This window comes from Bacillota bacterium (genome assembly GCA_040757085.1).
Lineage (GTDB): Bacteria > Bacillota > Sulfobacillia > JACIYH01 > JACIYH01 > JACIYH01.
Genome location: JBFLXJ010000018.1, coordinates 25,871 through 50,709, shown reverse-complemented (window position 1 = coordinate 50,709; position 24,839 = coordinate 25,871). Strand labels below are relative to the sequence as shown.

The following is a 24,839-nucleotide window of genomic DNA, read 5'->3' as shown; positions in this document are numbered from 1 at the left end:
CAAAGATCCTTTCTGGGAGACGGTGTATGCTGAGACATGATGATCCAGGGCCACAACCTCAGGAAGGGGACATTTCCTCAGTCCGGTTGAACGTTAATTGGGGTGACATTTTCTCAGTCCGTTGACAGAGGAATCTTGAAATCGGGCAGGTGCTGGCCAACCTCAAACCCGTCGTCCTTGCGCTGGTGGAGCAGGGGGTTGTCCTAAACGTCGTGGATTTTCGTGGCGGACCCTGGCTCGCTCTTTAGGCTGTTTTCACCTCCCTGGATTCATCACCCTCGACCGCCGACGGAAACACCTGATACGCCGCGTTCATGGAGTCATTCCCCAGAACGCGGAAACGCATGGCGCAATCCAGGTATTTCCTGGACAGTTCGAGGTCGCCGGCCTTCGGGGCCCCCTCTGCCATGCTGAGATTGATAAGGCGAGGGCATGCAGGTCGACCCCGGCACGATACGGTTCATCCGCCTTCTCGATGAACCCGGGCGCCAACCGGTTCACCAACTGGCTCACGCTGCTCAGGGGCTCGATCCTCCCGTATAGTTCCTCCCGTATAGTTCCATCCAGTCGCGCGGTCCTGCATCCGGCAGAGCTGGCCCCCCCGAGGTACTGGATGCGCTCCTGGTCATCCGCGCCGCCGGAATGCGAATCTTGCGGCCGCCCGGCCCCGAGCTCCGGTACCTGCGAGTCTTCCAGTGACCCGGCTCAGGAAGGCGTAAATCTGGGTGGAACCCTTGGTCAGTACCGGACCCAGCACAGCCAGAACGAGCACATAGACCGCCGCAAAAGGCTGCAGGACGGGGAGCAGCCCGCCGGTCTTGGCAAGCCCGGCCACGATGATCGAGAACTCTCCGCGCGAGAGGATCGTTAACCCGATATTGGCGGAGGCTCGCGGCGATAGCCGGGCCATCCGCCCGGCCAGCATTCCCGCCGCAAGGTTGCCGATTACGGTGAGCACTACCGCGGCCAGGGCCGGCCCCGTGGCCCCACCCAGAGCAAGGGGATCGATGCCAAGGCCGAAGCTGAAGAAAAACAGGGCGCCGAAGAAGTCCCGGAAAGGCACCACCATCTGGGCGATGCGACGGGCGTGCTCCGTTTCGGCGAGCACCAGGCCGACCAAGAGGGCGCCCACGGCCGAAGACACGTGCACTCTTTCCGCCAGGCCAGCCACCAGGGTGAGCCCGGCAAACAACCCCACCAGCAACAACTCTTCCGAGAGTACGGCCAGCCCGTGGTTCAGGCGAAACGCCAGCCGGCGCCCCAGAGTAAGGAAACCCAGCACAAAGGCGAGGGCAACCCCCACATGGCTGAGCGTCTTCAGTGGAGAAGCCTGCCCCGCCCCGATCAGTCCCGACACCAGGGCAAGATACAGCACGATGAACAGGTCCTGAAACAGCATGAGCCCGAGGATGATTTCCGTCTCCGGGTTGGCGGTCCGCCTGAGGTCCACTACCATCTTGGTGACGATGGCGCTGGACGAGACGATCGTAACCCCCGCGGCCGTCAGGGTCTCCCGCAAGGGCCAGCGCATCCACCAGGGAACTAGCAGGCCCAGGGGGAGATTGATCAGGGTGTATACCAGCCCGCTGGCCAGAATAGACCTTCGCGCCCGCAGCAGGCGCACCATGGAAAACTCCAGGCCCAGGAACAGGAGGAGAAACAGGACCCCCAGCCGCCCCATCACCTCGATGATCGAGCCGCTCTGGATGAACCGGAAATCAAACACGCCGAACCGGGGAGCGTGGGGACCGACCGCCAGGCCGGCCAGGATCGCAAAGGGCACGATCGACAGACGCAGTCGGGCACCCAGGAGGCCGGCCAGGGTTATGAGGCTCACGGCCAGCCCCAGCTCCAGGACTACGTTTTCCATCGCTCACCTCCCGGCCAGGACGAGCTTCTTCACCGCCTCCACCTGTTTCCGGTCACCCATGACCAGGAGGGTCGACCCCTCCCTGACCACCTGCTCGGGTCCCGGGTTGAGCTTCTTGGTGCGGTCCGGCTCGATGATGGCGATTACGGTGGCACCCGTGCTCTGGCGCACGTCAAGCTCCCCGATGGTCTTGCCCACCGCGGCCGCTCCCGGCCCCACCCTGTACCACTCCACCACCATCTGGTCAAAGGTGATCTCCACGTCCTCGAGAGCTCTGGGTCGATAGGTGAGGCCTCCCAGTATCCCCGCCACAGCCCGAGCCTCCTCGTCGTCCAGGGTCACCACTGATACGGCCTGTTCGGGATCGCCCGAACTGAAATGATACATTTCTCGCCTGCCATCGTCGTGGATAACCACCACCAGCTTGTCCCCGGTGCGGGTCTGGATCTGGAACTTGCGGCCGATCCCCGGCAGGTCGCACTCGCATATGGAAGCCATGATCATCTCCTCCCTGCCCTGCGCTACTGCCATCATAGCAAAAATAACCTCACTCTGAGGCCGTGATGGTCAGTTGCTTGGGAGTACAGCGCGATGCGATGCCCAGCATCACCCGCCACAGCCCCGGCCTACTCAAAGAGCCACCTCGAACTCGTCAGGCTCAATCAATGCGGGACGAAACACGTCTCTCCTCTGGCCATCGAATCACATCCGCCCGCCAGATGACAGGCCACCAGGTGCCCGTCTGCGTCGACCGTCGTCCGCCCCGGGCCGCAGGGTACGGGAGCCAGGATAGGCTCCTCTTTGGCGCAGCGATCCGTGGCCCGGGCGCAGCGGGGATGAAACCGGCAACCCGCAGGAGGTCTGGTGGGAGATGGCACATCTCCTTCCAGAAGAGGGGTTTGCAGCCACGCCGTCCCTCCGGTGACGGTTGGGACGGCGCGCATCAAAGCCCGCGTGTAAGGATGCTGCGGGGCGGCCAGGACCACCCGGCAGGGCCCTACCTCGACCACCTTGCCCAGGTACATGACGGCGACCCTGTCACTCATGTACCGCACCACGCTCATGTTGTGGGATATGAAAAGGTAGGCCAGGCCCAGCTTCTTCTGGAGTTCCTTCAGGAGATTGAGCACCTGCGCCTGCACCGACACGTCCAGGGCCGAGGTAGGCTCGTCAAGAACCAGCAGCTCGGGCTCGAGGGCCAGGGCCCTGGCGATGGCGATGCGCTGCCTCTGCCCACCGGAAAACTCGTGCGGATAGCGACCCAGGGTTTCCGCACCGAGGCCGACCATGCCGAGGAGTTCGACCACTCTCTCCCGGAGACGCTGGCCGCGCCAGCCGGCTACGTAGAGCGGTTCGCCTACGATGGCCTCCACGGTCATGCGCGGATCGAGAGAAGCCTGGGGATCCTGGAACACAATTTGCACTTTCCGGCGCACCTCGCGGGTAACGCCGGCCGATCCCGACAGCACCTGCCCTAACAGCACACACCCCGAGGTAGGGGGTTCCAGCCCCACCACGACCTGGCCCAGCGTAGACTTGCCGCACCCCGACTCGCCCACCAATCCCAAGGTCTCCCCCCGGCGAATGCTCAGGGTAACGCCGTCCACGGCGCGCACCCACACCCGGGGCCGACCGAACAGGTCCGAAGCCACCGGAAACCACTTGCGCAGGTCCTGGACGCTCAGTACCTCGGCAACGCTAAATTCAGAGCCCGGGTGCGCTGAACCGGTGTGGCACCCCTGAGCCGCCCTGACCCTCTCCCCTGCCCCCGGGGCCATCATGCCTTCCCCTCCCTCGTGCGAACAGGTGCATCTTCAGTAGCGGATGCCCTGGAACCCGACCCTCGCCAGCACGAAAGCATCCGCCCCCCCGGGAGGACCCTGTCTGGCGGCCTGGCGTGGCCACACACCTCCACGGCCTCAGGACAGCGGGGGTGAAACCGGCAGCCCGCCGGGGGACGCAGCAGGTTAGGGACCGAACCCGGAATGGTGCGCAGGGGCTGGTCGGGGGAAAACCGGTCCGGCAAACTGTCGAGGAGGGCGCGGGTGTAAGGATGAAGCGGATCGTCCAGCAAAAGGGGTGTGGGGCCGCTCTCGACCACCGCGCCGGCGTACATCACTGCTACCCGGTGGCACACCCCAGCCACCACCCCCAGGTCATGGGTGACGAAGAGAACCGCCGTCCCCATGCGCCGCACCTTTTCCCACAGTAGCCTCAGGACCTGGGCCTGGACGGTAACGTCCAGGGCAGTGGTGGGTTCGTCGGCGATCAGCAGGTCGGGCCCGCACGACAGGGCCATGGCGATCATCGCCCGCTGTCGCATCCCGCCGCTCAGCTCGTGGGGGTACTGGCTTGCTACGCGTTCCGGGTCAGGCACCCGCATATCCCCGAGTAGCTCGACGGCCCTGGCCCAGGCCGCCTTCGCGCTCAACCCCTGGTGGATCCGCACGACCTCAGCGATCTGAGCCCCAACCTTTATGGTGGGATTGAGCGAGGTCATGGGTTCCTGAAATATCATGCCGATCCGGCCCCCGCGGATCTTCTCCAGTTCCCGCGGCCGTAACCGGAGGAGATCCTGGCCCGCGAACTCTATTCTCCCCTTCATCGTCTTCCTGGCCGCGGGCGGGATGAGCCCGAGCACCGAAAGGGCGGTCACGCTCTTGCCGCACCCCGACTCTCCCACCAGGCCGACCACCTCGCCGCGACCCACGGAGAGGTTAACACCGTCCAGGGCCCGGACGGGTCCCCAGAAGGTGGGAAACTCAAGCCTCAACTCACGGATCGCAAGGAGATCCATGCTGTGCCCCCCAATGCGGCCCCTTCGTCATTGAGTCCGCGTGCGGGGATCGAACAGGTCGCGGAGCCCGTCCCCGCACAGGTTGAAACCCATCGCCGTGATGAAGATGGCCAGCCCCGGAAAGGTCGGGTACCACCACTGGTCCAGAATGAAACGCCTCCCGCTGGCCACCATGGCCCCCCACTCGGCCTGGGGAGGCTGAGCACCAAGGCCCAGGAAGCTGAGCGCAGATGCGGTCAGGATGGCATTACCGACGTCCAGGGTCGCCTGCACCAGCACCGGGGAGATGGAGTTGGGGATAACATGACGGAGGATAATCCACAGGTTGGAAGCCCCAAAGCAACGGGCACCCTTAACGAATTCCCTTTCCCGCACCTGCAGGCTCTGGCCGCGCACCAGGCGGACGTACACGGGTATGCGCACGAACGCCACCGCCAGCATGGCGTTGCCAAGGTTCGGGCCCAGAGCAGCCGCCAGGGCCATGGCCAGGATCAGCGACGGGAAGCTCAGGATGATGTCCATCAGGCGCATGATGACCGTATCCAGGCGACCCCCGAAGTATCCCGACACGCTTCCCACCAGGAGACCTCCGCCCAATGCCACCGCCACGATGAAAAACCCCGCCCCCACTGAGGCGCGACTCCCCCAGATCACCCGGCTCAAGATGTCCCGGCCCAGCTCGTCGGTCCCAAACCAGTGCTGGGGGCCGGGAGGAAGGAGCCGGGAGGCGAAAACGACCTCGTCCGGCGGGTACGGAGCCAGCCTGGGGGCAAAAGCGGCCACGGTTATCACCGCCAGAACCACACCAGTCCCCACCAGGGCTAGGGGATTACGCCGCAACAGGTACCAGCTATACCGCCAGCCACCTCGGGTCCCCATCACCAGCACCCCCTTAACCCACGGCCCTGATCCGGGGATCCAGCCACATGTAGGTCAGGTCCACCACCAGGTTGATGAGCACGTATCCCACCGCGATAAACACCGTAAACCCCATGATGGCGGGAAAGTCCAGGAAGTTGATGGAGTCAACCACGTAACTCCCCATGCCCGGCCACGCAAATATGGTTTCTGTCAGGATGGCACCACCCAGGAGGTCGCCCACGGCCAGTCCCACCACGGTAACGGTGGGGATCAGCGCATTCCTGAGGGCATGGCGGTAAATTACGGATCGGCCAGGGATGCCGTTGGCCAACGCTGTCCTGATGTAATCCTGGGACAACACTTCCAGCATACTGGCCCGGACCTGCCGGGTGACTACGGCTAGGTGAACATAGGACAGGCAGAGGGCAGGGAGTACGAGGTGCCGCACGGTACTCCAGAACGCGTCCGGGCGCCCTGCCAGCAGGCTGTCAAGCAGGAGAAAGCCCGTGAGCCGTGGCGGCGGAACGATGAAGGGGTCCAACCTCCCGGACCCGGGCAGCCAGCCCAGCCGGCCGTACAGGACGAGGAGGGCAACCAACCCAAGCCAGAACAGGGGCGTGGACACACCGGCAACCGAGAGCACCCGGCTCACGTGGTCGGCCACCGTGTCCTTACGGGTGGCGGAAACAATGCCCAGAGGTATACCGACCGCGACCGCCAGGAACATGGCGGTGAGGGCCAACTCGAGCGTGGCCGGAAAGAAGATCACCAGATCCTCGACCACCGGGCGCTGGGTACGGATGGAAATGCCCAGGTCGCCCTGCATCAGGTTCCTCATGTATCGCAAGTATTGCTCCCAGATCGGCCGATCCAGCCCCAGCTGGTGGCGCATCTGCTCTACCACTTCCTGACTTGCCCGCTGACCCACCAGCATACGGGCGGGGTCTCCCGGGACCAGGTGAGAAACCGAGAACGTTACCACTGTTACGCCAAAAAGCACCAGGAGGAGCAAGAGCATCCTCCTGGCGATCAGTTGGCCGAAGCCCATACTCGGCTACTCCTTACTCATGTCGGGCGTATTGAAAATGTTCAGCAACATGGGCTGGAATACGTAGCCCTTGACGTTCTTGCGGAAGGCGACCATGTAGTTCCGCTGGAAGAGGAAGATGTACGGCGCTTCCTGTATGATAATCTCCTGGGCCTGGCGGTACAGCTTCTCCCGCTCAGCCTGGTCGGTTATCCGGGCAGCCTGCCTGATGAGTTCGTCTACCCTGGGGTTCTTGTAAAACGACCGGTTCCCGGCCAGGCCGAAGAATTCGGAGTCGAACCAGTAGTTCATGAACATGTACGGGTCGGCGAAGTCCGGGGTCCAGTTGCCCACCGCCAGGTCGAAATCACCCCGGTCCAGCTTATCCCTCATGGTGGCATAGGCGAGCTTCTGCATCTCCACCTTGATGCCCAACTGGCCGAACGTGGATTGCAGCGACAGGCCAATGGGCTCCCAGGTGGGGTCCCGGTCAGCGTAGAGGTACCCCAGGGTCACCGGTGTCTTCACCCCCGACTCCGCCAGGAGCTGCTTGGCCTTGTCGAGGTCCATCTTGTACTGGAACATATCGGGTACGTGACCCCACATTCCCTTGGGAACAGGCCCGCGCATCTGCACCGCCTTGCCCAGCATCACACCCTTGATGATCCCTTCATAGTCGGTTGCGTACGAAAGGGCCTGGCGGAACTTGGGGTTGTCCAGGGGTCTACGCTGGCAGTTAAGGTAAACATACACTACCGAGAGACTGGGGAACTCCCGCACGTCCACATCGGGGTTCTTCTTCAGTTCCTCCAGCTGATCCACCGACAACTCCTCGGCGATATCCAGGTCTCCCCGTTCCAGTTGCAACCTGCGGGCCGAGGGGTCCTTGATGATCTTGAACATCACGGTGGCGAACTTTGGCCGCGGCCCATTATAATGCGGGTTTAACTCCAGCTTGAAGTACTGGTCTTTCGCCCACTCCACCAGACGGTAAGGCCCACTGCCCATGGTGTGCTCGGCCAGATACGCCTGCCCCTTGTCCCCGTTCTGTTCACGCTCCATAACCTTCGGATTCACTATCGATGCTCCGTTGTTGGCCAGGGTATAGATGAACGGGGGGAAGGGCGCGTTCAGCTTGAACCTCACCGTGTAATCACCCACCACTTCGACGGACTCCAGGGTGGGGAAGGCATCGAAAGGCCCTTTGCCCACGGCGCGCAACCTGTCAAAGGTGAACTTGACTGCTTTGGCATCCACGGGTGTACCGTCGTCGAACTTGGAACCCTGCTTCAGCTTGAACGTCCAGACCAGCCCATCGGGTGACACTTCCCACGATTCGGCCAGGTCACCCTCTACCTCGGTGGAACCCTGACCATTGACCACCTTGTACCGCATGAGCCGCTGGTAGCACGGGTAGGTGATGGCCCAGGAATTGTTCGTCACCGTTACGGCCGGGTCGAGGTTATCTGCATCCTCGGCTACCCCGATCACCAGGGTATCCTGCGGCACTCCGGCGGGCTTGAGCGGGGCCTCGGCCTTCTTGCCGGCACACGAAGTGCCCAGGAGCCCCACCACAAGTAGAGCTACCAGGGCAACTAACGGCCTCTTGCTCTTCCTCACGATCACGTCCCCCTCTCCTTAGCTTGGAGTTACGCTTTCGCTGCCGCTCCCGCCATTATCGTCGTTTTTCCCCGATCCCACCTCCCCGTTGCGTCCGCCGACCAGGCTTCTCCACCCGGGCGGCCGGGTGCAGGTTTCTCCCCGTCATCACAACAGCGGGGCACGGCCCAGCGCCAGCACCGTGAGGAAGGCCCGGAAAGCCTGCACCATGTCGGCTCCCTCCACCCCGATTACCCTGCCCTTGCGTTCTGAGAACGGGTAGACGGAAGCCTGGTCGGCCATCTGCGAGGTGAGGAACTCCACCTCGAAGCGCACGGGCGGGTCCACCAGGAAAGGCCGCGCCGTCCCCACCCGGCCCAGCGCCCTTTTCGCGCCCTCTGTAAGCATCGCTGTGGTGACCGCGGGCGGAAGGCACCGCGCCGTATTGCGGCCGTAAGCCTCCTTGACGGCCACGGTCTCCACCTCCCCCAGCAGGCCGCGCGCCTCCTCGCAAACCGCCCGGTCCCCGCTCACCAGGATGACGGGAACCCCGAAGTACCCGGCAATGGCGGCGTTAATGCCCACTTCGCCCACTTCCCTGCCGTTAAGCCACACTCTGCTCACCAGGGATCCGTAGTAAGTATGGTCCATAACTGCCCCCGTGGTGCCCATGCGGGCGTGGTATCCTATCAGCATGGCGGCCTCGTGCCCCTCGACGCCCTGCATCATGGACAACGGCTTGGTAGGCCCCGATATCAGCTCCACGCCTGGGTCAAGTTCCTCTATGGGCAGGTTGGTCATAAGGTTGTGAGAATCGTTCACCGTTACTTCCCATCCCGCTTCGCGGGCGGCTGCAACCACGGCACCCACGTCCCGTGCCATGAGGCGCCTCGCCCGGTCATAGTACCTCCCCTCCGGGAGCAGGTACTCTGTGCCTGTGACGCCCGTGATGCCTTCCAGATCGACCGATATGAACAACTTCATGCCTCTGCCCCCTGACCATTGCGAATATCTTCGCGCCCGGCGCGTTGGCCGGGCGGGACTGCGAACGCCTCGTTCTTCAAAACGTCACGCCTCCCCGCCGACAATCACCGCGACGGACGGAATGCGAAATCGGAAAATCGGGCTCCTCCCGCCGCCACACTTAACATCGTTCCCTCCAAAGCAAAAGCGGCAGTTTAGCCACGCTATTGTTTTATTCGTCGCTTTAAACCCAAATCCTGCTGGAGGCTGATCGCCCAGTGGGTCTGCAGCGGCTGACGTGCGCTCCCGGCGCCTGTGTTGGTTCTATTGTCACAACCCCGGGCGGGACTCCTCACACGCGCGGCCCGCGCCCCCACTTGCGTTCGTAATACGCGGCGTTGTACCGATCGGCTCCCTTCTGGTCGACGTAACGTCTCGTGCCCATGCCCTGGTGCCACACCGCACTGGCCCACGTGATCGCCACCTGGTACCCCCGTTCCAGCACCCGGTTATTGTAATCCCAGTCCTCGTACCCCCCGCACCGCAGGTATCCCTCGTCGAACAGCCCTACCTCTTCCACCACGTGTCTGGGCATGATCCAGGGACACCCATTTCCCGGCTGCAACCGACCGGCATGGGCAGTCGTGAAGGTTTCCACCTTCTCATCCGTATACTGGCCTGGTTCACCGGTCAGGTTGTACGGAGCAAGTTTGCCCACTTCAGGATGAGCTGCCAGCACCTGGAGCAGGCCTTCCAGCCACCCCCGAAAGAACAGCATGTCGTTGTGTATCCAGGCTATGTGAGACACACTGGCCTGAGAAAGCAGGAACCTAATCCCCTGATTCAGGGCAACGCTCAGGGAGATCTCTTCATTATTACGGATTACCGGTATGCCCTGTGCCTGCAGGTGCTGTGGTGTACCGTCCTGGGAATTGGCATCCACCGCTATGAGCAGGTACGGTGTGGTGGTTGCTCTCCTCAGGCTGGACAGGCAACGCCTGGTTTGCTCCAGGAAGTTATAAGTGGTCAAGATTATGCCTGGCCGGCCGGGACTTACCACGAGTTTGACCACCCCTGACGGCGGGACGTAGTACGCACGTCCACTCTGTGCCCCGTATCCATGCTATGCGAAAGACACCTGTCGCGGGCACTGACGGTCCCGTACCCGGGCGGCCGCAGTGCCCGCGACAAGCGTTCCCCACCATCTCCCTGACCACGGGCGCTTCGATGCCGAGAACCGGTGATCCTCCGCTCAGGCCGGTGCCGTTTGGCCGGTGTCGCCTCTCTTGCGCAACTCCTTCCGGTCAAACCCCATCAGGTTGCCGTGGTCGTCCACCCAGACGTCGTATCTCCCCAGGATGTCCATGGCCCTGGGGATTGATTGCTTCTCCACCAGTTCCAGAGATAGACGCCATTGACCTTCTTCCCTTACCATGCCTGTCACGCTGCTAAGTTGCAGCCCTGTTAACTCCAGCACCTTTTGCGTGCCCGCGCGGACCAGTTGATCCAGGCTCAGGTTCACCGCCCGTCAGCTCCTTTCCAGCTCCCGTCTTGCCAGTAACTGGCGACGGAACTCGCTTAACCGCCTGATTGCCGCCTGCTTAGCAGCCAGCCTGCGCCGGGCTGGCGCGGCCCGGGCGCGGGCCCGGGCTACGGCAGAAGCCAGAGATGCCGCCCACCGCCGTTGCTTTCGCATCTGCCACGTCACCCACCGCTCGTTCACCAGCGCCCCCTCTGCCGCTGGGTCCGTCATCCCCGTGCCCCGCCTGCCGGCCAGCACCCGGAGGGAGGATCTCAACTGCCGCCCGCTCGTGCGCCCGGTAGGGGCAGGACATGTCATACCCCGTCACCTCCTCAACAGGATTTCTGCGTCTTGCATCCGGTCCTGGATCAGCCGGCGCAAGCCATCCACCTCGTCCACCAGCAGGGCCAGGCCCGCTCCATCCTCCAGCGTAAGGTACAGGCAGCGCTGTCCATCCCTCTGTGCCCCCGAGACCCATACTGGTGTCACGGTCTTGATCCTCGTATACGGTAGGGGTGGAGCCGGCACGGCTTCCAGGCCCGTAGTTGTCACCAGGATTTCACCCGGCGTCCAACCCCCGGTTTTCGGGCTGTACCAGACGTGGCCGGGGAAGCAGGCGATAACGCCTTCCGGTTCGGTCTGACCCGCCCACCCCGCGGCCAGCCTACGGGAAGTGCGGGCAACCGCGCGTACCGCCTCATCCCAGTCCTCCCAGATCCCGTACCGAAGCATGGTCTCCACCGCTGCCACGGCAGCTCTCAAGCTAACCCCTATCAGGGGGACACCGGCCAGGGAGATGAGCAGGTCAGCCTGCAGGATGACACCCTTGTCAAGGAGGCGGTCGAGTAGTTGTACCAGGCCTGCCTGTCGGGGTTGGGTTGGTTTCATCGCCCAGGCACCTCTCCAGTGTTACTCGACGAAGGAAAAGGGGGGCCACGGCCCGGTGAAGCGCACGGAGAACCCAGGGATGGCTGCAATCCTGTCAAGGGCTTCTCCCAGCTTTTCCACCTGGCTGGTGGTGGCCAAGCAAGCCACTCTCAGCACCAGGTGCTCACCCTGACCGGTCCTGGCCACAGCCTCCGGTTTGGTTTCCGTGCACCGCGAGGAAATCTCGTCGAGAAAGCGCCGGGCGTGAGCCGAGCACGCACTCCCCACGGCTTCGGCCATTGCTTTGTCCAGTCGCTGTCGTTGCAAGTAAGCCAGGCCCGATGATAGTGAGGCCAGTTCCGCTTCAATAAGGCGGATCGTCTCGCTGGCAGCCCTGGCCTCCCTTTCCGCAGCTCCGGCATCCCAGGTGATCTCCACATCATACTCTGCCTTGCCTTCTATGCGCTGCCACGTGCGGTCCAGACGGTCGTACGCGTCCCGAATCCAGCTTCTCACCACCTCATCCGGGTCGGGAGCCTTGCCCTTCAAGATGGTGTCAAAGCCGGTCGGAATCACAGTGCCCCATTTCGCCATGGCCGCCTCCAGTACCGACTGGTGGGCTTGTAACCACTCGGTCACCCGCTTCGGGTCATCGGACTGGTAAGGCTCGGGAGGACATGCGTGCACCAGGGCCGCGAGATCCCGCTCCCGAACGAGGAAAACGCGGTTGCCGTCCACGCCCACCGCATGGAAATCGCCCTGGGACTCCCCCGTCCTGACCACACCGTAAAGGTACCTCCCTTCCAGACTGCTCTCTTGCCACTCTGGAGAAGCCGGATCTGCTGTCCCGGGGAGTGGCGGTAAAGTCATGTCGCCGGCAGCCGCGGCTGGGGTTGAATGAGGTGCCGGAGCTTGCAGGAGCCGGAAAAGAGCATCGAGGAATTCGTCCTCGCAAGGGTGACCCAGCCTGGCTAGCAGGTCCTCGATCAGGGGGCGGCTCAGCTGCAGTCCTGCAGCCCGTATTGCCAGGGCCAGGTACAGGGTGGCCAGACCGCTCACTGCTCACACCTCCCTCGGCCTTTGCCGGACCGGTCCACGGCTTCCCTCAACTGGCGCGCGACCGCGTGTACCCTCCTGGCTCCAGCGCCCAGGATCCACCAAGCAGCTCAGGAAGTCATCCACCACGTCATCAAGACCGTTCCGTACTGCATCCACGGTCTGGCGGATCCCCTGTTCGGTCTTGATATCGTCCAGAGCCCGGTCCAGGTCGAGGAGTGCACACCCGAGCCGTTCGGCCTCCTCGGGGAGCAGGCGTCCCGACTCCATACGGCGGATAGCCTGGAGTTTCAGGCAGTCGCGGATTATCTCGGCCAGGGCGACTACCAGCCCCAGCACCCCTTCTTTCAGGCGTTCGGCGTCTACGTTGATGGGCATGGGAAGTCATCCTTTTCTACCAGTACGCGCAACAGCCCGTTGCGGCAGGAAACCTGGACCCTCCCGCTCACGTGCAAAGGCGAGCCGACGGCCGCCAGTATCAGCACGTGCCCGTCCTCCTCAAATACCTCGGCCATTGGCCGGCTGGCCGGGACGACCCCGCCGGCAGGCACCTCCAGCCACCAGGCAAAGGTGACCTTACATCCGGTGGCGGGGTCTACCCGGCAGGGACTGAAGATCAGCAAATCACACCCGTACAGCTTCCTGCTGACGGGGTTGATTACCGAACGGATCCGCTCCAGCACCCGGGCATGATCCAGACCGGTGATTTGGGCCAGGTCGTCAAGGCGAGCGTGACCCTCCCACATCAGGTGCCAGACCATCCTGGCGCTGGCACGATCAACCCGCTCCAGCAGGTCACCCAGACCAGCAACCGTCACGGTAACCTCCCCCGTACCGAACCGGCAGTTACAGGGACCGCGGGCTGCGTGACCGCCGAGGCCGCGAGAGAATGCCGCCGCGGGCTCTGCCATCCACACCATGGGCACCCCTCTTGGAGCAACTCGTCAACGGGTACGATCTTTTCGCATTGAGGACAGCTCTCCTTGCCTACGGCGGCTTCTCTCCAAGCTGCCGTCTGCAGGTTGGTGCCAGACGGAAATTCCAGCCCGTAGCGGGCCGCCGTCTCGAATGAAGCCAGGGCCGCTCGCAGCTTGATGCCGAGAAGTTCCACTCCTGCCACCGAAACAAGGATATCGGCGTTGATCACCAGACCCTTGTCGAGCAGTTTGTCTATCACGTCCGCCAGCGTGGATCGGTCCCGTACGGGTTGTATGGGCATGGTGTCACCGCCACCCTTCCTGGTCTTGGAGGCCAGCATTCTGGCCGGCTTCTTCCCCGGCTTCTTCCCCGGCCTCTGTCAGTGCCTGCCAGCGGCTGGCCAGTTCGTCCCATGCTGCCTGAAACGACACTTCGTCGATCTCGCCTTTCCGGTACCTGTCTTCCAGTTCCTGCATCTGTTTGCGCACGGCCTCTCTATCGTTCATTTCTCTGTCCACGACTTCTGCAATCTGTTCCAGGATGAAGCGCAGGGACCGCACGGGTAACGTAACCGGCCAGAACAACAGATTCAGTAAGGAGAAACCTTGATGTCGTACCTGTTCCTCCACCGTCTATCCCTCGCTTTGGTGGGGCCGCCAGGGCAGGTTAATCTCCACGAAGTTATAGGGAGGCAGGGGAGCCACATACCTGAACGACAGACGGTTTGCGTACCGGTCGGCAAGAGCCCGGACAGCGCGCCCCAATTCCGGTTCTCGGTCCCTGCGCGCCAGGAAGGAAGCGTTTATCAACATCCGTACCGACCGGGGCTGGTTTAGCCGGTATCCCAGGCAGCAGGGAGCCAGGTAACTGCAGATCTCCGGGGCGAGACGCTGCCGCCAGGCTTCTACCGTCGCTGCCACCACCTGGCCCACCTCGAGGGCAAGCTGGTAACGCCGGTTGGGATGAAGGGCCTCCGTTGACTGGAACTCTCCGGGCTTGTAGCCTGCCGCACGCATTAGAGCTTCGGGTACCCAGAAGGCCTTCAGTTCGACCTCAACCTTATCGCGCAATCGCTCCAGTTCGGTTGCGAGTAGGCTGCGGTATCGGTCCAGACAGGCCCTCAGTTCGCCCTCGCCGGGAACCACCGTACCAAAGGCGACCGGCAGGACGGTGTACCGATGTATGAGGCTGTTCAGCACCCGGTCGTGGGCCAGCAGGTACGACATCCTGGGGGCAATTACTCGGTTGGGAGCAGGGCTCACAACCGCCGCCATGTCTCCCATCGGGATAAGCCTCACGTCTGCCGGCGGCTCGCCCACTCCTATGGGGCCCAGCGAAACATTGGTCCTGCCGTCAACTATGCCGTACAGGTAAAGGCCTGCTTCACCCACGAAAACATCCGCCTCCCAGTCGACGGCGAAGAGCTTCCACCGCTGCCTGCAGGTGCCGGTCGCGTATCAGGAAATCCCTGCTGCCCTGGGTTATCTGTTCCCTGACCATCATCATGGCGGCCTCCCGGCAGACGGCTGCCAGGTCGGCCCCTGAGAAACCTTCACACCAAGAGCCAAGCCGGACCAGATCTACATCAGGGGCGATCGGGCGGTGGCGCAGGTGAATCCGCAGGATGGCGAGCCGAGCTGCCTGATCCGGGAGGGGCACCTCGAGTTGCAGGTCGAAACGCCCCGGGCGCAGGAGGGCGGGGTCGATCAGGTCAATCCGGTTGGTTGCGGCCAGCACCACCACCCCCTGCAACCCCTCGACACCGTCCATCTCAAGCAGCAACTGGCTGACAACCCTCTCCGCTACACCGCCGTCCTCCTGACCTCCTCCCCGGCGACTGGCCACGGCATCGAGCTCGTCAATGAAGATGATGCACGGGCTGGCCTGCCTGGCCCTCCGGAAAAGGTTGCGAACAGCCTTTTCCGATTCCCCAACGTACTTGGAAAAGACGGTAGGGCCCTTGACAGAGATGAAGTTGACGCCTGCCCTGGTGGCCACCGCCTTGGCCAGGAGGGTTTTTCCGGTTCCCGGGGGACCGTAAAGAATTATTCCCCGCGGCGGATCGATGCCGGCCCGGGACAGGATCTCGGGGTAGCGGAGGGGCCACTCTACGGCTTCCTGTAGAGCCGCCTTGACGTCTTCCAGGCCACCCACTTCTTCCCATGTAACCTCCGGTATCTCCACGAACACTTCCCGGATGGCCGACGGGCCCACCTCTTTGCGTGCCTGCATGAAATCGGCGGCCGTGACCTGGAGCCCGGACAGCACCTCGTCGGGTACCCGGTGGGCGCTCAGGTCCAGCTGAGGCACCACCCTGCGCAGCGCAGCCATTGCTGCTTCCCGGCACAGGGCCTGCAAATCGGCCCCCACGAATCCGTGTGTGGCAGCAGCCAGCTCTTCCAGGGAGACGTCCCCGGCCAGAGGCATTCCTCTGGTATGGATAGCCAGGATTTCCAATCGCCCTGTCCGATCCGGGATCCGGATCTCGATCTCCCGGTCGAACCTTCCCGGACGACGCAGCGCAGGGTCCAGTGCCTCGGGGATGTTGGTGGCACCTATTACCACCACCTGTCCGCGGGGCTCCAGGCCATCCATGAGCGCGAGGAGCTGGGCCACAACGCGCTTTTCCACTTCCCCGTGTACGTCTGCCCTTCGGGGGGCAATGGCATCGATTTCATCCAGGAATATGACGCTGGGAGCACGCGCCTTCGCCTCTTCAAAGATCTTGCGCAGGTTGGCCTCGCTCTCCCCGTAATACTTGTGCATAATCTCAGGACCGTTCACGCAGATGAACCACGCACTTGTGGCAGAAGCCACGGCCCGGGCTATGAGGGTTTTGCCGCAACCGGGTGGCCCGTACAGGAGGACCCCCTTGGGAGGATCTATACCCAGCTGCCTGAACAGCTCGGGGTACCGGAGGGGTAGTTCGATCATCTCCCGGATGCGCAGTATCTCATCTCGCAGACCGCCCACGTCTTCGTAAGACACCGTGGCTGTGGGCTTGTCGTCAGCCGCGGCGGGTTCCACGCGAATCACGGTGTTGCGCTGTACCAGCACCGGACCCGCAGGTATGGTCTGGCGCACACGGAATTCCTGCTGCCTGCTCCCGAACAGCGATGCCCTTACCACATCGCCCGTCACCACCGGCATGGCCTCCAGCAAACGGGAAAGGTAAGTGGATTGCTGCGACCATTCCGGCCACCCGCCATCAGGGCAGCTCAGCACCAGCTTCTGGGCGGGAGTGACGGCTACCGGCCTCACCCGGACGCAATCACCCGTGCCGACCCCGCAGTTCTTTCGGGTGACCCCGTCAATTTGCACCCAGCCTGGTTGCCTGTCTTCCGGCCGGGCCGGAATCACCTTTGCCACGGTGGTACGCTTGCCCGCCAGTTCCACGACATCACCCGTTTCCACTCTCAGGGCCGCCATATCCATGGGGTGCATCCGGCAGAGCCCGCGGCCCACGTCCTGGAACATGGCCTCACTGACCCTCAGTTCCACCGGAGTCACCCCCCGGGCCGGTGGGATCCTGGGCACCGCAAGAGCCGGTGGCGCTCTTTTGGATTCTCACTTCCAGCACCCCGTGACGAACCGACCAGCGTAGCGTGTCGGACCTAACGGGAGCAGGGAGAGGGATGCGACAGAGTGTGGTTTCCCCCGACTTCACCACCAGGTCGTTGCCCTGCACCTGTGTCGAAACTCCTGCACCGACGTGTCTGGCGTGAACCAGTATGCGCAGGGACTCGCCCTCGTCCTGGATTTCGCAATCGGGTGCGTTATTTCGCGTTAGCAGCTGGCTTGCAGCCCGCCTGCGCGGCCCGGACTGCTCCCCCCGCAATCCCAGGCGTATTGAGTAGCCGAAGGTGCAAGCGGCGTCACCGGTGCGGTAGGTGCCGCTTCCGCTAAGGGATTCCTCATCCACGAGCCGCGACAGCGCTTCTCTCAGCTTATCCAGGAAGTCGTTCATTCACCGCTCACTTCCCCGTCGGCATACCAAAGCCGCTTCAGGAATGCCATCACTCCCTGGCCTTCCCCTAAGATGTCCCGGTAGACGTCGAGGATGAACTCGTCCAGCGGACGGGGCGACCGGCCCGTGGCGGCCAGCACTCGGCAGATAACGATGGAAGCCCGTACGGTGGGGGCAGGCTTAATCCCCGGGTCAGCGCGGGCAACCTGCATGACCTTCACCACCTGTCGGACCTGGTCTGAAGGAAGCCCGGACCTGGCCGCAACGATGGCTACCTCCTCCTCGAAGGTGTATGGCTGCAAGCGCATAGTGACCATGCGGTCCCGGAGAGCGTCCTGCGCTCCGTAAACGCCCGTGTATTCTTCCGGATTGCTTGTGAATATCACCCTGAAATCGGGGTGGACAGGTATGAACCCCACGTCCGGCGTAGTATCCGGTAATACCAGCACCCGTTCTTCTACCACTGAGAGCAGGACGTTATTTGTTTCCGGCCGGGAGCGGGTGAATTCATCGTAAACCAGGGTGTACCCGTGGCGACAGGCTGTGGCGAGCCAGCTGTCACTCCAGCGTTGGATAACGTCCTCCTCCACCTTGCGAACGGTACGCACAAACTCGTCAACTACCTTGCGCCGGTGCAGTCCGCGCAATCCCCCCACCAGGTCGCGGGACTCGAGGCTGGCATCGCCCTGCAGGAAGACAACCGGTCGCCCCAGACATGAAGCCACATGCAGGGCCAGGGACGTCTTCCCTACCCCACAGGGGCCCGAAAAATGTACCGCATAACCACAATTCAGGTAAGTCAGAGCTCGCTGCGAAATCCAGCGGAGAGAAGGCGTTTCCACGAAGCCTGCCCCTGGCGGCTGCTTTTCCACGTCTTCCAGCGGTTTGCTGTACGTCATCGTGCCATCACTCCCTAAGAAGTACATTTTTGTCCGTGGTGGCGGCGCGATGCGCCGTGAACAGCTCCCCTGTCCAGCCACGCCCGGGCCACGTTTCGGGCTGCCTGCTGACGGGCATGTGCATGCTCCCGTAACCGGCGATTGAGCACCTGGCGCAGCCACCACCTTTCCTGCGCCAGCTCCAGGCCTCGTCTGCGCCTGTTCCTCTTCGAGCAGAAGCAGGCGATAAGGGCCCCGTCATGAGGTAACACACTCACTTCACCCCTTGTCGCTCTTGGGAAGAAGGTGGCCGGATGTCCAGCGCCGGTCTCCGGACAGGGACTCCGGCCACCCGGTTTCGGGGTATGACAGTCAGCTATGAGGCCTCGCCCCATCCCTGCTTTGGAGCCGGAGGGTGCTCGTCAGGCGTTCGCCGGGAGGAGCCCGACGGCTTCAGCGTAGGTCAGCCACGTTTCTACCGAAGCCACCACGACGCGGACTTCCACGCCCAGCAGCTCGATACCGACCAGGGAAACCAGCACATAAGCGTCGATGACGATGCCTTTGTCGAGAATCCGGTCCAGCACCTCTACCAGGCTGGAAGCACCCAAACTGGTTTTAACGGCCATTTCTCTTCCCTCCTTTCCTGACTGAGTGCTCGGCCGAACCCGGTCTCTGTACTGTATACCACCCCGTCACGGGCTAGACCCCGAGTCGGCCAAGGAGGCTTGCCAGGGGGCTACGGGGAACGGGACCTCGGTTACGACGGTGCGAGTCTGGGCTCCAGTTCCCTGGCGGTAGTCAGTATATGCTCCCGGGGCACCTGAGGACATAAAGTGTAGCATTGCGCCTCGGGTATGAGAGACGGTCATTGCCGTATGAGCAGAGGCAGCAGGGCGGCGGGAAGCCGCACCTTGATCAACGTTTCCATAATCTACGCGGAAGCCGATGGCAGGACGAGGGAGCCGGGACTAAAGGTCGATCTTGCCCCCAGGTCGCTGTTACCGGGTCACCCCACATGGGCACCCGCGGGCATGGGATAAACGAAAAAGCAACAGAAAACACTTCCATCGGGCAGGATGATCACGGATTGCCCGCCCAGGTGAGAACTCTGGATCCCGGGCTTGTGCCGATACTGAAAGAACTGCGCTTGCCGGGCATCCTGGCCGGGTTGCTGGTGGGGGCGACGGCAGCAGCGGCACTGCTTTGGCGAACCCGCTCCCGGGCATGGCGGGGATGGACGCTTGTCTGGGCGCGAACCCTCGCCAGGATGTGGACTGCGGTCGGGCCCTGGCGGGTGGCCGGCACGTGGGCTGCCGCCTTCCTCCTGGGGACAGCGCTCTTCTTGCCCGGCATGGCCCTGGTGCAGGTGCCGCTGCTCCAGGCCGTGTCACGGTGGCAGGCCGGGCTCCTGCCCGACGCGGACCCCCTCGTCCTTTCTATCCTTCCGGTGCTTTTGTCCGGTCTGGTACACGAACCTGTCAAACTCGCCGGCGTCGTTGCAGCCCTCCGGCTGTCATCCTGGCTCGACGCCTGCCGCACCTCTCTCTCCCCGGGCCGGGGACCGGTGCTGGGCACCCTCGTGGGCGCGGGTTATGCGGCCATGCAGGCGGCCTGGTTGCTCTCGGTGGCCTTTTCCACCATCTCCACCCATCGGCAGCTGGGGCTGCTATCGCTCGCGGTTCCAGTATGGGAAAGAGTGACCGCGGCTTTCTACCACGCTGGCAGCGCCGCCGTCCTGGCTTGGGCCTGGACGAGGTCTCCCGCGGCTGCCCTGACCATTCTGGGGATCTCGGTGGGACTGCACGCACTGCTCAGCTACACCCAGGTACTGGTGGGGGCAGGCACCATCGGCCTCTGGCTGCCAGAGGTCCTTGCCACCCTCTTAGCCTTCGGTCTGGTGGGCTACAGCCTGGCGGTGGTCAGACCCGGATTTTCCCCTCCTGCCGCAGGCGCGTCATAAGCGAATCGAACTGGCTGTGCCGGTTCGCCAGGAAAGTGACCGCGTTGGGGGCCTTCTTTGCCGCGACCACGTCCTGGGCTTTTTCGGGGTGGTCGGCACTCAGGATGTGCAGAAAACCGTATACCGCCCCCACTGTCAACTCCACACCCCGAACCTCACGATAGGGAAACGCCGTGCACCGTCTTGCCAGTAGCGATCCTGCTGCCAGGCCTGTCTTGAGGATCAGGAGCCGGGAGTCTGTCGCCGCCAGTGCCTCCCCGGCGTTTCCAATGATCACCGCCACCACCTGTTCTCCCGGTGCCAGGCTTTCCTGCAACAGGGCAGCCACGCTGCTTTCCAGGCCCGGGGACGTGCGTTCCCCTCCCCGGGCCCCCGCAGCAGCCGTTGTCGGAGTGGCTGCGGAGCGGGAAGCCATACGTGCCTCCATGATCACGCTGAAGGCATCCCCCAGCCCGGCCCTTTCCAGGCAGGTAGTGCACATCCTCCTGCCGTCTACCGTCTTGAAGTGTTCGTCTCCCCTGAAGGCCTCTTTGCCGCATACGGCACACTTCACCGTTCCCTCCTGCTTCTGCAGGCACGAGCGGCAGTACCAGCGCCTGTCCACCACCACCAGCGACACCCTGGCCATTCCCATGTTGCTGGCGCCACACACCGAACATTCGGCCACAGCCATCCACCCCCGCCCGGGAATGTTCCTGCTGGTATTATCGGACAGGTAGGCGGCCCGCACAGGCCCGGTGCGCCCCTGGCTAGGTAGCCAGCCCCGGGGAAGAATAATGACGTCCGAGACCCTGGCGATGGTTCGGGGAGGAACTCGGATGGAAGCTGCGGTACCCTGGCGAAAGGCCCTGGGCCTGGTTGACCTGGTTCTCTTCACCGCGTCCGCCATCATAGTGGCTGACACCGTGGCAGCGTCCGCGGCGATCGGGGTACAGGCCATGGGGTGGTGGATCCTCAGCATCATCCTGTTTTTCCTACCCTACGGGCTGGTCACGGCCGAGTTGGGATCGGCCTGGCCCCAGGAGGGCGGCATCTACGTCTGGGTCAGGGAGGCATACGGGCCCTTCTGGGGGACGTTGACCTCCTGGCTATACTGGATCAATGTCGCCTACTGGATGCCCTCCGTGTACGTCCTGTTCTCGGCCGTTCTGGCCTCGGTGTTCTGGCCCGGCCTGGGAAACGTGGGCCAGGCCGCCGTCACCGTCAGCCTCGTGTGGATAACGGTGGCCCTGGGCATCATGGACATCCGGCTGGCCAAGTGGATCCCCAACGTGGGCGCCATCATCAAGGTCGTGCTCCTCCTGCTACTTGGCGGCATGGGGATCTGGTACGCCCTCACCCGCGGAGCAGCCAATTCCTTCGCCCCTCGGGAGTGGGTCCCCCGCTGGTCGGCCACCCTCTCCTTTCTGCCCGTCATCGTGTACAACTACATGGGGTTCGAACTCATGAGCGCAGCAGGGGAGGAAATGCACAACCCCCGCCGGGACGTGCCCCTCGCCATCCTGCTGGCCGGGACAGTCATCGCCGGCGTCTACATGCTGGCCACATTCGGGGTGCTGGCTGCCATCCCCCTGGAACAGATCAACATCGTGACCGGTATCACCGATGCCCTTAAGGTGATGAGCGAGGGTGTGCCGGCGCTGAGCGGCCTGTTCTACCTGGCCTCGGCCCTGTTGCTCGCCACTTTCCTGGCCAACATGGTGACCTGGAGCCTGGGGGCGAACCGGGTGATTGCCGCCACCGGGCTGGACAGGCAGGTGCCCTCCGTCCTGGGGCACATCCACCCCCGGTACGGCAGCCCGGACTATGCCTACCTGATGATGGGCCTGGTGGCCACCATCCTGGCGGTGGGGAACTACCTCACCTTCACCAGCGTGGCCTCGGTATTCTGGACCATCTTTGCCCTGTCGTCGGTGGTGTTCCTGCTCCCCTACCTGCTCATGTTCCCAGCATTCCTGACCCTGCGCACGAAGCGCCCTGACCAGCCCCGCCCCTTCGCGGTGCCGGGGGGCCGGGCGGGGGCATGGTTCTGCACCCTCCTGGGCGAGTTCTTCATTTTCATCGCCTGCCTGTTCTTCTTCTTGCCCCCCGAAGAAACCGCCAACGTGTGGGCCTACGAGATTCAGCTCGTCGGAGGAACCCTGCTCACCATCCTGGCGGGCACGGTTATCTATGCTCAGGGGCGTCGCCGGACTGCCTCCTGAGCAGCCCAGCGACGCAATAGCACCTTGCGGCCCGACGGGGTAACGGCTAAAATAGAACCCCGGGGGGTATGTCGTTGTCGTGCCGATCACCGTCCCACCGACTGCCGCATTACCTTGCGAAAGCGGGGCTGTTGGCCGCGGTAGTCACGCTGGCGCTGGCCGCACTCCTGGGGGGGTGCCGCCCGGCCGACCATTCCGGCGGGGGAGCGGCGCCGGATTTTACCCTGCCAGACCTGGCAGGAAACCAGGTGAGCCTCGCCTCCCTGCGGGGCAAGCCGATCGTGCTCAATTTCTGGGGGACCACCTGACCCGCCTGTCATACGGAAATGCTGCAGTTGCAGCAGATACACGATAGGTTCGGCAAACAGGTGGTTATCCTGGCCCCCAGCCTGGACCCGGAACGGGCTCCCGTGGAGCGCTTCGCGGCGGCAAGGGGTCTCACCTTCACCATCCTGCTGGACCATCGCGGTTCGGTGGCCACAGCGTACGGCATCAGGGCTATCCCCACCCTGGTGCTCATCGACCACCAGGGGAATATCCGCTACCGGCACGAGGGATACCCGGGGACGGCAACCCTGACCCGGGAATTGCAACAACTGATTGCGGAGGCGGAACGGTGAACCACCGGCTAGGAAAGGTTGTACTGCTCCTGGCTCTGGTTGCCCTGGGGGTGGGGGCAGCACGGGGAGAACCGGCTATCATTTACCGCAACGCGGTCACCCTGTGCCTCTCGTGCATCGGGCTGGCACCGTGAGGGTACGTGGCCGGGCAGTTTTGAGCCCGCATGGCTCGGGTGAAGCAGCTGGCCCACCGGCCCCCGGGCGCCCGCGTGGCGTGGGCAAGGTTGGCAGCCGGCGCACGTTCTGGCAAGTGGTTTCCCTCGTGGCGGCGAACCTGTACGCGCTGCCGGTGCTCAAGCACCTCCCCTATCCCTTTCTTCACTGTTACGCCTGCCCGCTCGCGATAGGGGCCTGCCCCGTGGGCACCATTCAGTACTTCCTGGCCCTGGGCCGGGTCCCCCTGTTAACCCTGGGAGCACTGGGAGCAGCGGGCTCCTGGTGGGGGCGCCGCACCTGCGGGTGGCTCTGTCCCTTCGGCTTCGTGCAAGAACTGGGCCATCGCCTGGGCCGCCGCCTCGGCCTGCCCGCATTGCAGGTATCAAACCGCCACTCCTGGACCCGGTGGTTGGTGGCGGCGCTGCTGGTGGTGACGCTGCCCCTGGCCCTGCACGAGCCCTGGTTTTGCAAGCTGTGCCCTGCGGGTACTCTAGAGGCGGGAATACCCTGGCTAGCCGTCGATCCCGGCCTCCGGGAAATGGCCGGCCTGCTCTTTGGGGTCAAGGTGGCGATCCTCCTGGTTATGGTGGCGGCGGTGCTGGTCGTAAAGCGGCCCTTCTGCCGGTTCGTGTGCCCGCTGGGGTTGTTCTACGGGCTGGCCAACCGGTGGAGCCGGCACCACCTGGAGGTGGACCCGCGCTGCACCGGGTGCGGGTGGTGCCGGGACCTTTGCCCTATGGAACACGAAGTATGGCGTGACCCCCGCTCTTCCCAGTGCATCCTGTGCCTGGAATGCACCCGTTGCCGTCACGTGCACTTCAGCAGCGGTCCCTGCATCACCGTCAGCAACGGTCACACTGCCGCTCCCTAGTGAGGGTAATAGCCATGCGAATTGAACTGCTGTACAGCCCGGGTTGACGGCACGTGAAACCGACCCGGGCGGTCGTAGAAGAGGTCCTCTTCGAGCACGGGTTGAGAGTGCCCGTCACCATGGTCCCGGTTCCCGACGCGAGCACCGCTCAGAGGCTGAGCTTCCTGGGATCACCCACTGTGCGGGTGGACGGCCTGGACGTGGACCCCGACGCGCGCGCTATGACGGGATGGAGTCTTGCCTGTCGCGTGTATCCGGGCCCGCTGCAACCCCAGGGGTTTCCGCCCAAGACCATGGTGGAGAAAGCCATCTCTGAGGCCGCCGCCCGCCAGATCAAGCTATAGCCTGGCTGAGGGGGTAGCTGGTGTGTTCTGGAGTAGCTGAATGCTGGCCGATATCCCTCTGTTTTGATCAGCTTTGCTGGGAGATCTCTTTGCGTGCCTCGGCCACCAGGGCCGCCAGATTAACGCTCCGGGAGGGGCTCACCGTGGAGATGGCATGCTTGTATATCATCATCTGGCGACCCTCGTTATCCAGTACCAGGGTGAAATTGTCGAAGCCCTTCACCAAACCCTTGAGCTGAAAACCGTTCACCAGGTAGACGGTGACCGGTACACCTTCTTTACGCACCTGGTTGAGGAACAGGTCCTGCAGATTAACCTGATCTTTGGGCAAAGGTTTCCCCTCCCGATGCTAGCCT

The 24,839-nt window shown here is 63.4% G+C and carries 30 protein-coding genes; 6 read left to right on the top strand and 24 right to left on the bottom strand.

Annotated elements, in window-relative coordinates; all coding sequences use genetic code 11:
* Nucleotides 1-625: 625 nt before the first annotated feature.
* The 22 genes from AB1446_07105 to gvpJ form a co-directional block, all read right to left on the bottom strand.
* On the bottom strand, nt 626-1,870 hold the full coding sequence (locus tag AB1446_07105) for a cation:proton antiporter (protein MEW6546667.1): 1,245 nt from the start codon (nt 1,868-1,870) through the stop codon (nt 626-628).
* Nucleotides 1,871-1,873: 3 nt separating this feature from the next.
* Nucleotides 1,874-2,368 (bottom strand): cation:proton antiporter regulatory subunit, encoded by a 495-nt coding sequence (locus AB1446_07100; protein ID MEW6546666.1) that lies wholly within the window; start codon nt 2,366-2,368, stop codon nt 1,874-1,876.
* Between the two features lie 164 nt (nt 2,369-2,532).
* Complete coding sequence (locus tag AB1446_07095) at nt 2,533-3,651, bottom strand: ABC transporter ATP-binding protein (protein ID MEW6546665.1); 1,119 nt, start codon at nt 3,649-3,651, stop codon at nt 2,533-2,535.
* The gene (locus AB1446_07090; protein MEW6546664.1) at nt 3,648-4,667 is read right to left on the bottom strand and encodes an ABC transporter ATP-binding protein; all 1,020 of its coding nucleotides are present in this window, start codon (nt 4,665-4,667) and stop codon (nt 3,648-3,650) included. Before AB1446_07090 ends, AB1446_07095 begins: the two co-directional genes overlap by 4 nt.
* A gap of 27 nt (nt 4,668-4,694) precedes the next feature.
* Nucleotides 4,695-5,546 carry an ABC transporter permease subunit gene (locus AB1446_07085; GenBank protein ID MEW6546663.1) on the bottom strand — a complete coding sequence of 284 codons (852 nt, stop codon included), beginning with the start codon at nt 5,544-5,546 and terminating at the stop codon, nt 4,695-4,697.
* A 13-nt stretch (nt 5,547-5,559) separates the two neighbouring features.
* Nucleotides 5,560-6,576 carry an ABC transporter permease gene (locus AB1446_07080; protein ID MEW6546662.1) on the bottom strand — a complete coding sequence of 339 codons (1,017 nt, stop codon included), beginning with the start codon at nt 6,574-6,576 and terminating at the stop codon, nt 5,560-5,562.
* A gap of 6 nt (nt 6,577-6,582) precedes the next feature.
* Complete coding sequence (locus tag AB1446_07075) at nt 6,583-8,175, bottom strand: ABC transporter substrate-binding protein (GenBank protein MEW6546661.1); 1,593 nt, start codon at nt 8,173-8,175, stop codon at nt 6,583-6,585.
* A 147-nt stretch (nt 8,176-8,322) separates the two neighbouring features.
* A complete protein-coding gene (locus AB1446_07070; GenBank protein MEW6546660.1) occupies nt 8,323-9,138 on the bottom strand; it encodes a M55 family metallopeptidase in 816 nt (271 codons plus the stop codon).
* Nucleotides 9,139-9,469: 331 nt separating this feature from the next.
* Nucleotides 9,470-10,177, bottom strand: coding sequence for a glycosyltransferase (locus tag AB1446_07065; protein MEW6546659.1), 708 nt, complete (start codon nt 10,175-10,177; stop codon nt 9,470-9,472).
* A 192-nt stretch (nt 10,178-10,369) separates the two neighbouring features.
* Nucleotides 10,370-10,639 carry a gas vesicle protein GvpO gene (gene gvpO / locus AB1446_07060; protein ID MEW6546658.1) on the bottom strand — a complete coding sequence of 90 codons (270 nt, stop codon included), beginning with the start codon at nt 10,637-10,639 and terminating at the stop codon, nt 10,370-10,372.
* A 6-nt stretch (nt 10,640-10,645) separates the two neighbouring features.
* Nucleotides 10,646-10,957 carry a hypothetical protein gene (locus tag AB1446_07055; protein ID MEW6546657.1) on the bottom strand — a complete coding sequence of 104 codons (312 nt, stop codon included), beginning with the start codon at nt 10,955-10,957 and terminating at the stop codon, nt 10,646-10,648.
* Nucleotides 10,958-10,963: 6 nt separating this feature from the next.
* Nucleotides 10,964-11,527, bottom strand: coding sequence for a gas vesicle protein (locus tag AB1446_07050; protein MEW6546656.1), 564 nt, complete (start codon nt 11,525-11,527; stop codon nt 10,964-10,966).
* A gap of 21 nt (nt 11,528-11,548) precedes the next feature.
* Nucleotides 11,549-12,565 (bottom strand): GvpL/GvpF family gas vesicle protein, encoded by a 1,017-nt coding sequence (locus tag AB1446_07045; protein MEW6546655.1) that lies wholly within the window; start codon nt 12,563-12,565, stop codon nt 11,549-11,551.
* Between the two features lie 3 nt (nt 12,566-12,568).
* A complete protein-coding gene (gene gvpK, locus AB1446_07040) occupies nt 12,569-12,940 on the bottom strand; it encodes a gas vesicle protein GvpK (GenBank protein ID MEW6546654.1) in 372 nt (123 codons plus the stop codon).
* Nucleotides 12,925-13,380, bottom strand: coding sequence for a hypothetical protein (locus AB1446_07035; protein MEW6546653.1), 456 nt, complete (start codon nt 13,378-13,380; stop codon nt 12,925-12,927). The genes gvpK and AB1446_07035 overlap by 16 nt, the downstream gene beginning before the upstream one ends.
* Entirely contained in the window at nt 13,377-13,781 is a 405-nt protein-coding gene (locus tag AB1446_07030) for a gas vesicle protein (protein MEW6546652.1), read from the bottom strand. The genes AB1446_07035 and AB1446_07030 overlap by 4 nt, the downstream gene beginning before the upstream one ends.
* Before the next feature lie 4 nt (nt 13,782-13,785).
* Nucleotides 13,786-14,109 carry a gas vesicle protein GvpG gene (locus tag AB1446_07025; GenBank protein ID MEW6546651.1) on the bottom strand — a complete coding sequence of 108 codons (324 nt, stop codon included), beginning with the start codon at nt 14,107-14,109 and terminating at the stop codon, nt 13,786-13,788.
* 3 nt (nt 14,110-14,112) lie between these two features.
* Nucleotides 14,113-14,871, bottom strand: a complete 759-nt coding sequence (locus AB1446_07020) for a GvpL/GvpF family gas vesicle protein (GenBank protein MEW6546650.1) — start codon at nt 14,869-14,871, stop codon at nt 14,113-14,115.
* Nucleotides 14,864-16,981 (bottom strand): CDC48 family AAA ATPase, encoded by a 2,118-nt coding sequence (locus tag AB1446_07015; GenBank protein MEW6546649.1) that lies wholly within the window; start codon nt 16,979-16,981, stop codon nt 14,864-14,866. Before AB1446_07015 ends, AB1446_07020 begins: the two co-directional genes overlap by 8 nt.
* Nucleotides 16,962-17,447, bottom strand: a complete 486-nt coding sequence (locus AB1446_07010; GenBank protein MEW6546648.1) for an Hsp20/alpha crystallin family protein — start codon at nt 17,445-17,447, stop codon at nt 16,962-16,964. The genes AB1446_07015 and AB1446_07010 overlap by 20 nt, the downstream gene beginning before the upstream one ends.
* Nucleotides 17,444-18,346 (bottom strand): gas vesicle protein GvpN, encoded by a 903-nt coding sequence (gene gvpN / locus AB1446_07005; protein ID MEW6546647.1) that lies wholly within the window; start codon nt 18,344-18,346, stop codon nt 17,444-17,446. Before gvpN ends, AB1446_07010 begins: the two co-directional genes overlap by 4 nt.
* 401 nt (nt 18,347-18,747) lie before the next feature.
* A complete protein-coding gene (gene gvpJ, locus AB1446_07000) occupies nt 18,748-18,954 on the bottom strand; it encodes a gas vesicle protein GvpJ (GenBank protein MEW6546646.1) in 207 nt (68 codons plus the stop codon).
* A gap of 461 nt (nt 18,955-19,415) precedes the next feature.
* On the opposite strand from gvpJ, the gene AB1446_06995 reads away from it, so the two are divergent.
* On the top strand, nt 19,416-20,288 hold the full coding sequence (locus AB1446_06995; protein ID MEW6546645.1) for a hypothetical protein: 873 nt from the start codon (nt 19,416-19,418) through the stop codon (nt 20,286-20,288).
* Here the strand turns inward: AB1446_06995 and AB1446_06990 are convergent.
* Nucleotides 20,248-20,955 (bottom strand): hypothetical protein, encoded by a 708-nt coding sequence (locus AB1446_06990; GenBank protein MEW6546644.1) that lies wholly within the window; start codon nt 20,953-20,955, stop codon nt 20,248-20,250. The two genes, AB1446_06995 and AB1446_06990, sit on opposite strands and share 41 nt — an antisense overlap.
* Before the next feature lie 151 nt (nt 20,956-21,106).
* Between AB1446_06990 and AB1446_06985 the strand changes: the two genes are divergently transcribed.
* The 5 genes from AB1446_06985 (at nt 21,107) to AB1446_06965 (ending at nt 24,483) form a co-directional block, all read left to right on the top strand.
* On the top strand, nt 21,107-22,492 hold the full coding sequence (locus AB1446_06985) for an amino acid permease (protein ID MEW6546643.1): 1,386 nt from the start codon (nt 21,107-21,109) through the stop codon (nt 22,490-22,492).
* Between the two features lie 68 nt (nt 22,493-22,560).
* Nucleotides 22,561-23,112: a TlpA disulfide reductase family protein gene (locus AB1446_06980; protein ID MEW6546642.1), complete on the top strand. Its 552-nt coding sequence runs from the start codon at nt 22,561-22,563 to the stop codon at nt 23,110-23,112.
* Nucleotides 23,109-23,246 (top strand): CD1871A family CXXC motif-containing protein, encoded by a 138-nt coding sequence (locus AB1446_06975; protein MEW6546641.1) that lies wholly within the window; start codon nt 23,109-23,111, stop codon nt 23,244-23,246. Before AB1446_06980 ends, AB1446_06975 begins: the two co-directional genes overlap by 4 nt.
* Before the next feature lie 128 nt (nt 23,247-23,374).
* Nucleotides 23,375-24,139 carry a 4Fe-4S binding protein gene (locus AB1446_06970; GenBank protein ID MEW6546640.1) on the top strand — a complete coding sequence of 255 codons (765 nt, stop codon included), beginning with the start codon at nt 23,375-23,377 and terminating at the stop codon, nt 24,137-24,139.
* A gap of 53 nt (nt 24,140-24,192) precedes the next feature.
* On the top strand, nt 24,193-24,483 hold the full coding sequence (locus AB1446_06965; GenBank protein MEW6546639.1) for a hypothetical protein: 291 nt from the start codon (nt 24,193-24,195) through the stop codon (nt 24,481-24,483).
* 67 nt (nt 24,484-24,550) lie between these two features.
* On the opposite strand, the gene hfq is transcribed toward AB1446_06965, so the two are convergent.
* Entirely contained in the window at nt 24,551-24,814 is a 264-nt protein-coding gene (gene hfq / locus AB1446_06960) for an RNA chaperone Hfq (protein ID MEW6546638.1), read from the bottom strand.
* Nucleotides 24,815-24,839: the final 25 nt, after the last annotated feature.

What these genes read in the sequence shown, in the direction of transcription:
- gvpJ (MEW6546646.1), bottom strand. Translation starts at nt 18,954, where the DNA reads ATGGCCGTTAAAACCAGTTTGGGTGCTTCCAGCCTGGTAGAGGTGCTG.
- AB1446_07095 (MEW6546665.1), bottom strand. Translation starts at nt 3,651, where the DNA reads ATGATGGCCCCGGGGGCAGGGGAGAGGGTCAGGGCGGCTCAGGGGTGC.
- AB1446_06985 (MEW6546643.1), top strand. Translation starts at nt 21,107, where the DNA reads ATGGAAGCTGCGGTACCCTGGCGAAAGGCCCTGGGCCTGGTTGACCTG.
- AB1446_07105 (MEW6546667.1), bottom strand. Translation starts at nt 1,870, where the DNA reads ATGGAAAACGTAGTCCTGGAGCTGGGGCTGGCCGTGAGCCTCATAACC.
- AB1446_07050 (MEW6546656.1), bottom strand. Translation starts at nt 11,527, where the DNA reads ATGAAACCAACCCAACCCCGACAGGCAGGCCTGGTACAACTACTCGAC.
- AB1446_07030 (MEW6546652.1), bottom strand. Translation starts at nt 13,781, where the DNA reads ATGCCCATACAACCCGTACGGGACCGATCCACGCTGGCGGACGTGATA.
- gvpN (MEW6546647.1), bottom strand. Translation starts at nt 18,346, where the DNA reads ATGACGTACAGCAAACCGCTGGAAGACGTGGAAAAGCAGCCGCCAGGG.
- AB1446_07070 (MEW6546660.1), bottom strand. Translation starts at nt 9,138, where the DNA reads ATGAAGTTGTTCATATCGGTCGATCTGGAAGGCATCACGGGCGTCACA.
- AB1446_07055 (MEW6546657.1), bottom strand. Translation starts at nt 10,957, where the DNA reads ATGACATGTCCTGCCCCTACCGGGCGCACGAGCGGGCGGCAGTTGAGA.
- AB1446_07010 (MEW6546648.1), bottom strand. Translation starts at nt 17,447, where the DNA reads ATGAACGACTTCCTGGATAAGCTGAGAGAAGCGCTGTCGCGGCTCGTG.
- AB1446_07085 (MEW6546663.1), bottom strand. Translation starts at nt 5,546, where the DNA reads ATGGGGACCCGAGGTGGCTGGCGGTATAGCTGGTACCTGTTGCGGCGT.
- AB1446_07080 (MEW6546662.1), bottom strand. Translation starts at nt 6,576, where the DNA reads ATGGGCTTCGGCCAACTGATCGCCAGGAGGATGCTCTTGCTCCTCCTG.
- gvpK (MEW6546654.1), bottom strand. Translation starts at nt 12,940, where the DNA reads ATGCCCATCAACGTAGACGCCGAACGCCTGAAAGAAGGGGTGCTGGGG.
- AB1446_07100 (MEW6546666.1), bottom strand. Translation starts at nt 2,368, where the DNA reads ATGGCTTCCATATGCGAGTGCGACCTGCCGGGGATCGGCCGCAAGTTC.
- AB1446_07090 (MEW6546664.1), bottom strand. Translation starts at nt 4,667, where the DNA reads ATGGATCTCCTTGCGATCCGTGAGTTGAGGCTTGAGTTTCCCACCTTC.